This is a genomic window from Kineococcus aridisoli, from assembly GCF_050871885.1.
Lineage (GTDB): Bacteria > Actinomycetota > Actinomycetes > Actinomycetales > Kineococcaceae > Kineococcus.
Window position 1 is genome coordinate 61,067 of sequence record NZ_JBJLSF010000013.1, and the last position, 9,317, is coordinate 70,383.

General features: G+C 74.2%; 9 protein-coding genes and 1 rRNA gene. 3 read left to right on the top strand and 7 right to left on the bottom strand.

Annotated features, from left to right (window positions below; translation table 11 throughout):
• Positions 1-11: 11 nt before the first annotated feature.
• From ACRYM2_RS05985 to ACRYM2_RS06000, 4 genes are read right to left on the bottom strand one after another with little or no spacing between them, the layout of a single operon-like run.
• The gene (locus ACRYM2_RS05985) at positions 12-836 is read right to left on the bottom strand and encodes a carbohydrate ABC transporter permease (protein ID WP_432520644.1); all 825 of its coding nucleotides are present in this window, start codon (positions 834-836) and stop codon (positions 12-14) included.
• A 1-nt stretch (position 837) separates the two neighbouring features.
• On the bottom strand, positions 838-1,776 hold the full coding sequence (locus ACRYM2_RS05990) for a carbohydrate ABC transporter permease (RefSeq protein WP_432520645.1): 939 nt from the start codon (positions 1,774-1,776) through the stop codon (positions 838-840).
• 3 nt (positions 1,777-1,779) lie between these two features.
• Positions 1,780-3,153, bottom strand: a complete 1,374-nt coding sequence (locus ACRYM2_RS05995; protein WP_432520646.1) for an extracellular solute-binding protein — start codon at positions 3,151-3,153, stop codon at positions 1,780-1,782.
• Complete coding sequence (locus ACRYM2_RS06000; protein ID WP_432520647.1) at positions 3,150-4,124, bottom strand: carbohydrate kinase family protein; 975 nt, start codon at positions 4,122-4,124, stop codon at positions 3,150-3,152. Before ACRYM2_RS06000 ends, ACRYM2_RS05995 begins: the two co-directional genes overlap by 4 nt.
• Positions 4,125-4,285: 161 nt before the next feature.
• Between ACRYM2_RS06000 and ACRYM2_RS06005 the strand changes: the two genes are divergently transcribed.
• Together ACRYM2_RS06005 and ACRYM2_RS06010 are read left to right on the top strand one after the other, a co-directional pair.
• Positions 4,286-5,065, top strand: coding sequence for a DeoR/GlpR family DNA-binding transcription regulator (locus ACRYM2_RS06005; protein ID WP_432520649.1), 780 nt, complete (start codon positions 4,286-4,288; stop codon positions 5,063-5,065).
• A complete protein-coding gene (locus tag ACRYM2_RS06010; RefSeq protein ID WP_432520651.1) occupies positions 5,062-6,417 on the top strand; it encodes a 6-phospho-beta-glucosidase in 1,356 nt (451 codons plus the stop codon). Before ACRYM2_RS06005 ends, ACRYM2_RS06010 begins: the two co-directional genes overlap by 4 nt.
• Before the next feature lie 19 nt (positions 6,418-6,436).
• Here ACRYM2_RS06010 and ACRYM2_RS06015 read toward each other — a convergent pair whose 3' ends face one another.
• Together ACRYM2_RS06015 and ACRYM2_RS06020 are read right to left on the bottom strand one after the other, a co-directional pair.
• Complete coding sequence (locus tag ACRYM2_RS06015) at positions 6,437-7,426, bottom strand: ADP-ribosylglycohydrolase family protein (protein ID WP_432520653.1); 990 nt, start codon at positions 7,424-7,426, stop codon at positions 6,437-6,439.
• Positions 7,427-7,592: 166 nt separating this feature from the next.
• Positions 7,593-7,880, bottom strand: coding sequence for a WXG100 family type VII secretion target (locus ACRYM2_RS06020; RefSeq protein WP_432520655.1), 288 nt, complete (start codon positions 7,878-7,880; stop codon positions 7,593-7,595).
• Between the two features lie 125 nt (positions 7,881-8,005).
• Here ACRYM2_RS06020 and ACRYM2_RS06025 point away from each other — a divergent pair, with 125 nt between their 5' ends.
• Positions 8,006-9,055 (top strand): LLM class flavin-dependent oxidoreductase, encoded by a 1,050-nt coding sequence (locus ACRYM2_RS06025; RefSeq protein ID WP_432520656.1) that lies wholly within the window; start codon positions 8,006-8,008, stop codon positions 9,053-9,055.
• Between the two features lie 144 nt (positions 9,056-9,199).
• On the opposite strand, the gene rrf is transcribed toward ACRYM2_RS06025, so the two are convergent.
• Positions 9,200-9,316, bottom strand: a 5S ribosomal RNA gene (gene rrf / locus ACRYM2_RS06030).
• Between the last annotated feature and the right edge of the window lies 1 nt (position 9,317).

Consider the following 9,317-nt stretch of genomic DNA (forward strand, 5'->3'; position numbering starts at 1 on the left):
GCCGGTGCCCTTCAGCCCTTCACGGCGCCCGAGAGCATCCCGGCGATGAAGCGGCGCTGCAGGAACAGGTAGAGCACGACGACGGGCAGCGCGACGATCGTCGCGGCCGCCGCGAGCAGCTGCACCTGGGTGGTGTGCTGGCCCTGGAAGAACGCCAGCCCCAGCGGAGCCGTGCGCCAGCCCTCGCCGGAGATCATCACCAGCGGCAGCAGGAACTCGTTCCACGTCCACATCGCCACCAGCAGGCCCATCGTCGCCAGGGCCGGGCGCGCGTTCGGCACCAGCACCCGCCACAGCAGCACCCGGTCGCCGGCCCCGTCCAGGCGCGCGGCCTCCAGCACGGAGACGGGGAAGGAGCGGAAGAAGTTGCGCATCCAGAACGTGCCGAACGCCAGCGACTGCGCGGTCTGCGGGAACAGCAGCGAAGCGTAGGTGTCCGTCAGCCCCCACCCGCGCAGGTCGTGGTAGAGCGGGATGACGAACGACTCCACCGGCAGCAGCAGCCCGAGCAGCACGACGTAGAAGAGCACCGAGCGGCCCGGGAAGCGCATCGTGGCGAACGCGAAACCGGCCAGCGTCGACAGCAGCGCCGTCAGCAGCACGACGCCCGCGGCGACGAGCACGCTGTTGAGCAGGTACCGGGAGAACCCGCCCTGCTCCCACGCCTGCGCGAAGTTGCCCAGCGACAGGCGCGAGGGCAGCTCGAACCCGACGCGCAGCTCCCCCTCGGGCGTCACGGCCGACAGCAGCACCCCGACCAGCGGCACGAGGGTGAGGACGGCGAACACCACCAGCAGGACGTAGTTCGCGGTGGCCTCGGCCCGGCTGATCCGCACGTCAGTCCTCCTCCGCCGGCTGGACGCGGGCGACGACCAGCGACACGAGCAGGATGAGCAGCGCCAGCACGATGCCGATCGCGCACGCCGAGCCGACCTGGTTGGTCTGGAACGCCCGCTCGTAGGCCAGGTACGCCGGCACGGTCGTGGAGTCGCCCGGCCCGCCGCGGGTGGTGACGTAGACGAGGTCGAAGGTCTTCAGCGCCGCCACGACCGTCAGCGTGAGCGCCACGGCGATCTGCCCGCGGATCCCCGGCAGCGTCACCGCGAGGAACTCCCGCAGCAGCCCCGCACCCTCCAGCCGCGCCGCCTCGTACAGCTCGCGGTCGATCTGCGCGGCCCCCGACAGGAACAGCACCAGGCACAGGCCCGTGCCGACCCAGCTGCCCACCAGGCCCACCGCCGGCAGCGCGGTGCCGAAGTCCCCCAGCCAGGAGCGGGTCGCCACCTCCAGCCCCACGGCGCGCAGCACCTGGTTCAGCAACCCGTCGGGTGCGTAGATCGCCAGCCAGGAGGTCGCCACGACGACGGAGGCCACGACCTGCGGCAGGAACAGCACCGCCCGGAAGAACGCCAGCCCCCGCAGGCGCGCCGCCCGGCCCATGACCGCCGTCAGCAGCAGGCCGAGGAGCACCGGCAGCAGCGCGAAGAAGGCGATGAGCACGAGCGCGTGCCCGAACGCCGCGCGGATGCGCGGGTCGGTCGCGATGTCGACGTAGTTGTCCAGGCCGACCCACGTCGCCAGCGACAACCCGTTCCAGTCGAAGAACGAGATCCACACGCTCTGCCCGAGCGGGTAGAGCAGGAAGACCCCCAGCACGGCCAGTGCCGGCGCCAGGTACAGGTACGCCTTCCACTGCCGCCGCGGCCGCGGTCCCCGCGCGGGGGTGGACCGCGCGCCGCCGCGCTCGCGGGCGAGCGCCCGGTTCCCCACGGCCACCGGTCAGCGGTCCTGCTGGAAGGAGTCGTAGTCGGCCTGCAGCGCCTGCGCGAACTGCTCGGGCGTGGACTGCCCGCCGGTCAGCTGCTGCACCGCACCGGTGAGGGTGTCGTAGAACGTCGGCGTGGCGTAGTCCAGGTAGGGCACCAGCCCACCGCCCCGGCTCACGGCCTCCCAGCCGGTGGCGATGTCGCCCGCCAGCGTGCCCTGCGGCGCCTGGTAGCCCTCGGGGGCGACGGCGGGCAGGTTGCCGGTGTCGACGAGGACCTGCGCGGCGGCCTCGTTCGTCACGAAGTCGACGTAGGCCGCGGCGGCGTTCGCGTTCGCCGTCCCCGCGGTGATCGACCACGCCAGCCCGACCCCGCCCAGCGTCTCCGGGGTGCCGCCGGCACCCGAGAGCGCCACGAAACCCACGCCGTCGCCCATCGCCTGCTGCAGCGTCGCCAGCTGCCAGGTGCCGTTGAAGAGGTAGACGCCCTCGCCGCGGGCGAAGCGGGCGACCGCCTCGTCCTCGCCGATGCCGTTGTGGCCCTCCGGCAGGTACCCCGCGTCCGCCCACTCGCGCAGCGTGGTCGCGGCGCGGACCACGTCCGGGTCCGTCCACGCACCCCCGGCACCGGAGACGAGGTCCGCGGCGGCCTGCCCACCGGCCGTCGCGGCCAGCACCGCCCCGAAGAGGTGGATGCCCGGGCTCTTGTCGGCGTCGCCGTACTGGACGGGCAGCTGCCCGGCCGCGGCGATCGTCGGCAGGCTGGCCGCCAGCTCCTCCAGCGTCGTCGGCGCGGTCAGACCCAGCTGCTGCAGCAGGGTCTCGTTGCAGTACACGCCGACGATCTCGCCGGTGGAGGAGACGCCGTAGAGGTTCCCCTCCCGCCACGTCCGCCCGTCCTCGCTGAAGGAGTTCAGGCTCAGCAGGTCCTCGGGGAAGCGCTGCCTCCACCCGTAGGAGGCGTCCCACGGGTCGACGGGCTGCAGCAGGCCGGCTTCGACGAAGGCGCCCATGTCCGGGTAGCCCTGGTTGGCCTGCACGACGTCGGGGGCGTCGTCACCGGACAGCGCGAGCCGCAGCGTGGTCTTGAGGTCCTCGAAGGAGCGGCTGACGCGCTCGACCTTCACGTTCGGGTACTGCTGGGAGAACCGGGCGTTGAGCTGCTCGGTGGCCGCGTCGATGCCCTCGTCGGTGTTCTGGTCCCACACGGTGAGGGTGATCTCGCCCAGCGAGGCGATGTCGGTGGACACCGGCGCCGCGCTCGTCGTCTGCGCGCCGCCGCCACCGCCGGAGGAGCCGGGGGTGCAGGCGGCCGTGCCGGCGGCACCCGCCGCGGCGAGCCCCAGCAGCACCGATCGCCGGGCCGGGGACGGGAAGCGTGCGGTCACTGGTCCTCCTGGAGGTCTCGGGCACCGGCCAGCGCCCAGTCGTGGATGAGGCCGAAGTCGCCGTCGGGGCGGCGCTCCCGGAGGAAGGAGAGCACGTCCGCCGGGTGCGGTGCGCTAGCGGCCCCGCCCAGCGAGCGCACGGACAGCGACGCCACCAGGCCCGCGAAGCGGACCCGGGTGCGCAGGTCCCAGCCGAGGGTGGTGGCCCTCATGAGGCCCGCGACGAAGACGTCGCCCGCACCGGTCGGGTCCAGCGCCGCCACCGCGACCGCGGGTTCCTCGACCTGCTCGCCGGTGGCGGCGTCGACGGCGAGGCTGCCCCGCGCCCCCCGGGTGACGACGACCGTGCCGACGCGGTCGGCCAGCAGCTTCGCGGCGGCCGCCGCGTCGTCGGTGCGGGTGTAGTTGACGGCCTCGACCTCGTTGGGGACGAAGACGTCGACCTGCTCCAGGCGCTCGAGCACGAGCGGCGACCACTCGTGGGTGGCGTCCCAGCCGACACCGCCGAAGACCGTCGTGCCCGCCGCGCGCAGCGGGGCCACCCACTCGGGCAGCTCCTCGGCCAGCCCGACGTGGCAGGTCGTGGCGGTCGGCAGCTGCCCGGGCCAGGTGGCCGGGACCTGCGTGCCGGGTTCCTCGTAGGTGATGAAGCTGCGCTCGTGCTCGTCGGTGACGGCGACCGTGACGGCCGTGCGCGCGCCGGGCGCGCGCTGCAGCCAGCGCAGGTCCAGACCCGGTTCGGCGGCGAGCAGCCGGGCGAGCTCGTCGCCGAAGACGTCGCGGCCCAGCACCGCCAGCAGACCGGTGCGGCCTCCGAGGCGTGCGGCGGCGACCGCCCGGTTCGCCGTGCCACCGGGGCTGAGCACGAATCCGTCGGCGAAGACCTCCGCCCCCGGCGCCGGCAGCGAGGACCCGGAGAAGACCAGGTCGCAGAAGAGGCGGCCGGCGAGCAGGACGTCCAGGTCGGCCACGGCGCTCCCTCCTCCTCGGACCGCCGTCGGTCGACGGCACGGTCCGGCGAGCATGCCCGCCCCTGCACGCTCTTGCAAGGCGTTGCACGCAGCGCGCGTGTCGGGGGCGCACCACGTGCTCGACCTTGGCGGGGTCTGCGCGCCGTTGCTACGGTCGCCGCGTGATCTCGAGCGAGCGGCGCCGGCGCATCGTCACCGCCGTGCACGCCGACGGCGCGGCCAGCGTCCGCCGGCTCGCCGAGCAGCTGCAGGTGAGCGAGTCGACCATCCGCCGCGACCTCGAGCACCTCGACCGCGACGGCGAGCTGCTGCGCACCTACGGCGGCGCCCTGGCACCCGGCACCGGGCAGCGCCCGGCGGGCGGCGACACCGGTGAGTCCCCGTTCGCGGTGGAGCGCGAGCAGCACGTCGACCTCAAGGAGCGCGTCGCGGAGCGCGCCGCCGACCTGGTCCGCGACGGCGACGTCGTCGTCCTGGACATCGGCACCACCACACCGCTCGTCGCCCGGCGCCTGCGCGGGCGCGACGTCACCGTCATCACCTCCAACCTCGGCGTCCTCGACGAGCTGCGCGGCGACGAGGCGGTGCGGCTCGTCGTGCTCGGCGGGGTCCTGCGGCGCAACTACCAGACGCTCGTGGGCTCGCTCACCGAGGCCGCGCTGCGCCAGGTGAACGCGGACCTGGTGCTGCTCTCGTGCACCGGCGTCAAGGCCAACGGCCGCGTCGTGGACAACATGGCGGTCGAGACGCCCGTCAAGCAGGCCATGATCGAGGCGGCCGAGCGGTGCGTGCTGCTGGCCACCGAGGTGAAGTTCCCCGGGCAGGGGTCCTACCGGCTCTGCTCCCTCACCGACGTCGACGTCCTGGTGACGACGGACGGTGCTCCCGAGACCACGACGAACCTCTGCCGGGAGGCCGGCGGGAAGGTGATCAGAGCATGAAGCTGTGCATCCTCGGCGGCGGCGGCTTCCGCACCCCGTACGTCTACCAGGCCCTGCTGCGCGACGCGGGTTCCCCCCGGGTGGAGGAGGTGGCCCTCCACGACGTCGACACCACCCGGCTCGAGGGCATGGTGCGCATCCTGCGCCAGCTGGCCGAGGGGTTCCCGGACGCCCCCCGCCTGGTCCCCACCACCGACCTGTCGACCGCCCTGGCGGGCAGCGACTTCGTCTTCGCCGCCGTCCGCATCGGCGGGCTCGGCGGCCGCTGCTGCGACGAGCGGGTCGCCCTCGACCGCGGCGTCCTGGGCCAGGAGACCACCGGGCCGGGCGGTCTCGCGTACGCGCTGCGGACCGTGCCGTTCATGCTCGACGTGGCGCGGCGCACCCGCGAACTCGCCCCGCAGGCCTACTTCCTCAACTTCACCAACCCGGCCGGCATCATCACCGAGGCGATGCAGTCGGTCCTCGGCGAGCGCGTCCTCGGCATCTGCGACACCCCGTCCGGTCTGGGCCGGCGCATCGCCGGGCTGCTCGGCCTGGACCACGAACGCGTCCAGATGGACTACGTCGGGCTGAACCACCTCGGCTGGATGCGGCGGCTGCTGCACGACGGGGTCGACGTCCTGCCCCGGTTGCTCGCCGACGACGCGGCCCTGGACGTCCTGGAGGAGGGCATCGTCTTCGGCAGGGACTGGCTGCGCACGCTGGGCGCGGTGCCCAACGAGTACCTGTACTACTACTACTCGAACCGGGAGGCGGTCGCCTCCATCCGGGCCGCGAAGGAGACGCGCGGGGAGTTCCTGCTGCGCACCCAGGGCAGGTTCTGGGAGGACCTGCAGCACGCCGGCGACGGCGCCGCGCAGCTGTGGCGGGACACCGTGAGCGCGCGCAGCGCCAGCTACATGGCCGAGGCCAAGGGTGGGGAGCAGGGCGCCCCCGCGCACCCCGACCAGCCCGAGCTCGACCCGGCGCAGCAGGGCTACGCAGGAGTGGCGCTCGCCGTCATGGCGGCGATCAGCCGCAACGAGCGGTCGACGATGATCCTCAACGTCCGCAACGGCGGCACCGTCGCCGGCCTGCCCGACGACGCGGTCGTCGAGGTGCCGACCACCGTGGACGCCAACGGCGTGCACCCGCTGACCACGGCCGCTCCGGACCTGCACCAGCTGGGACTCATGCAGCAGGTGAAGGCCGTCGAGCGGCACACCATCGCCGCCGCCGTCCACGGCGACCGGCAGGAGGCGCTGCGGGCCTTCGCCCTGCACCCGCTCGTCGACTCCGTCGCGGTGGCCCGCGAACTGCTCGACGGCTACGTCGAGACGATCCCCGAGGTGGCGCGGGTCTTCCGCTGACCTGGGCCGCGCCTTCGACTCAGGTCAGGCCGTAGCGGGCGCGCCACACCGGGTCGGCGGCGGCTCCCCAGCTGCCGTCCGGGTTGGGCGTGTTTTCCCTGGCCAGATCGCGCGCGAGCCGGTCGATGACGTAGGCCAGGTCGATGCGCGTCAGCACGCTCTGCGGCAGGGCGCGCTCGCCGTGCACGGCCCCGACCAGCGCACCCGTGACGGCGCTCACGGCGACGGGGTGCGGTGCGCTCGCCGCGAGCGCCAGCGCGGCGGGCGCCTGCCCGCGGCCCGGGTGGCTGAGCAGGCAGTAGGTGGCCGCCCACAGCGTCGCCGCGGAGGACCCGTCGTGGGCGCCGGAGCGCAGGACCACCCGCGAGGCCGGGGCCTCGCGCGCAGCGCGGACGGCGTCGTCGGCGACGGCGACCGCGCCGAAGTCGACGCCCTGGAGGATCGCGGTCCGGATGCCCTGCCCGACGGCGAGCACCGCGTCGCCGACCTCGAGGGCGGCACCGGCCAGCAGGACGGCCAGGGCAGCCGGCCCGAAGGAGCGCTGACCGTGGGTCAGGGCCGCCGAGTCGATCGCCGAGGCCACGGCCGCCGCGGGGTCCCGCACCACCTGCGCGGCCAGCGGCAGCGCGCGGGCCAGGGCGTGCCAGCCGTCGGCCGTGGTCACGGGGTCGGTGCGCGTGCCACCGGTCCCGGTCGCGAGACCGCGGACGGTGTCGGCCGCGCTGCCCGTCGTGCTCGTCAGGAGCGGGACGTCGTCGAGCCACGCCGCCCCGTCCGCCACCGACCGGCCGGAGGACCACACGCGCGCCCACCGGCGGTAGGCCTCGAGCAGGTCGTGGCGCGCGTCCGCCGAGCCGGTGACCGAACGGCGCAGCGACGTGCGGATGCTCGCGGCGGCCGTGAAGCAGGCCAGCTGGGTGGCGACACCGTGCTGCAGCACCCCGCCCGGGACCGGAGCACCGGCTCCGAGCACCTCGCCCACGGCGAGGCCGTGCAGCAACCCGCGCACCCGCGGTCCCGCCTGTGCCGTACCCGCCCCTGGCGGGACCGCTGGTCCCGCGTGCCGTCCCTCGTCCACGAGGAGGAGTTCGACCCGTCGGGACGACGGGTGGAGGCGGCGGCGCGTGAACCACCCGGTTGGCTGCGGCCGCCCGGAGGCTGCGCCGGCGCACCGCTCAACGGGGGAGCGGAACCGCCCGCTCGGCCGCCTCGTAGTCCCCGGCGGCCGCCGAGAGCCGGCCGGCGAGCTCCTCCAGCCCCTCGCGCGAACCCCGCGCAGCCCAGTCCAGGGTGTCGAAGAACGCGCGCACCGCGTCCAGCGCCCGCCCGCACGACCACGTCGGCGCGGTGCTCGCGGCACCGGTCAGGGCGCGGCTCTGCGAGCCGGCCACGGCTGCGTCCGCGCGCAGGGCCGCGGCCGCGGCCTGCAGCTCCTCGGTGGTGACGGTGATCCGCACGGTCATCCCCTCCCTCTCGGCAGCGACGCTAGTCGGCTCCCGGGTCCGGAGCCCGCTCGTCCACAACGCTCCGCTTCGGCACCGGCGTCCACGAGGGAGTACAGTTGAAGCTGCAATCATTTGGAGGACTGATGACGCTGCCCGACCGTCGCCTCGACCTGGGCTTCCTAACCTTCGTCCCCGACCACGGAGGACCCGGCGGCCCGGCGGCCGCCCTGCGCGACGGTCTGCGCCTCGTGCAGCACGCCGAGGACCTGGGGTACGACTCCGCGTGGGTCCGGGTGCGCCACCACGAGCCGTTCCTGTCCTCCCCCATGACCTTCTTCGCCGCGGCGTCGCAGCTGACGCACCGGATCCACCTGGGCACCGGCGTCATCCCCATGCGCTACGAGGACCCCGTCCGGCTCGCGGAGGACGCGGCGACGGTGGACCTGCTCAGCGGTGGCCGCCTGGAGCTGGGCCTCAGCAACGGCATCCCCCCGCTGGCCACCAGCCTCGACGTCATCCACGGCGCGTCCGAGCGCGGCTTCGCCGGTGAGGCCCAGCACCGCATCGAGGTCCTGCGCGCGGCGATCGCCGGGCGCCCGCTGGCTCGGGCGGCCGCCCAGTACATGGACATCCCCGCCGGCGGCGAGCTCCTGGCGACCCCGCACGCGGCCGGCCTGAGCGACCGCCTCTGGTACGGCGCCGGCAGCGAGAAGACCGCCGTCCGTGCTGGTGAGCAGGGCTTCGACCTGCAGGTTTCCACCCTCAACACCGAGGAGACCGGTGAGGCGTTCGACGTCGTGCAGGCGCGCCAGATCCGCAGCTACCGCATGGCGTTCGCCGACACCGGTCACGCGGGGCGACGGACGGCGCGCGTGTCGGCCGGACGCATCGTGCTGCCCTTCCTCGACGCCCGGGACGAGCGGGCGCACCAGGACTTCATCGAGGGGTACCGCGCGGGCATGACGGCTGACGGGCGGCCGACGGGAGAGTCGCCCTTCCCGGTCCGCTACAGCCCTGTCCTCAGCGGTGACCCGGACACCATCGTGGAGCGGCTGCTGGCCGATGCGGCGCTGCCGGAGACCGACGGCCTGGTCATCGTCCTGCCCGCTGAAGGCGACCTCACGGCGCACGAGCGGGTGCTCACCACCGTCGCCCAGCGGATCGCCCCCCACCTCGGCTGGGCGGCCGCCTGAGCACGACCGGTTCGAGAGCCGTCGTCCGCAACGACGCGGGCGACGGCTCGGGCACGCGAAGAGGCCCGGGAACGTGTGAGGGCCCGCACCCCCCCAAAAAAAGGGGGGTTGCGGGCCCTCACACCACCACACCAAAAGGTGAGTGGCCGGCGGTGTCCTACTCTCCCACCCAGTCTCCCGAGCAGTACCATCGGCGCTGGTGGGCTTAGCTTCCGGGTTCGGAATGAGACCGGGCGTTTCCCCACCGCTATGACCACCGGAC

Coding starts and splice junctions, on each gene's coding strand:
- ACRYM2_RS06010 (WP_432520651.1), top strand. CDS start 5,062: ATGAAGCTGTGCATCCTCGGCGGCGGCGGCTTCCGCACCCCGTACGTC.
- ACRYM2_RS06020 (WP_432520655.1), bottom strand. CDS start 7,880: ATGACCGTGCGGATCACCGTCACCACCGAGGAGCTGCAGGCCGCGGCC.
- ACRYM2_RS06025 (WP_432520656.1), top strand. CDS start 8,006: ATGACGCTGCCCGACCGTCGCCTCGACCTGGGCTTCCTAACCTTCGTC.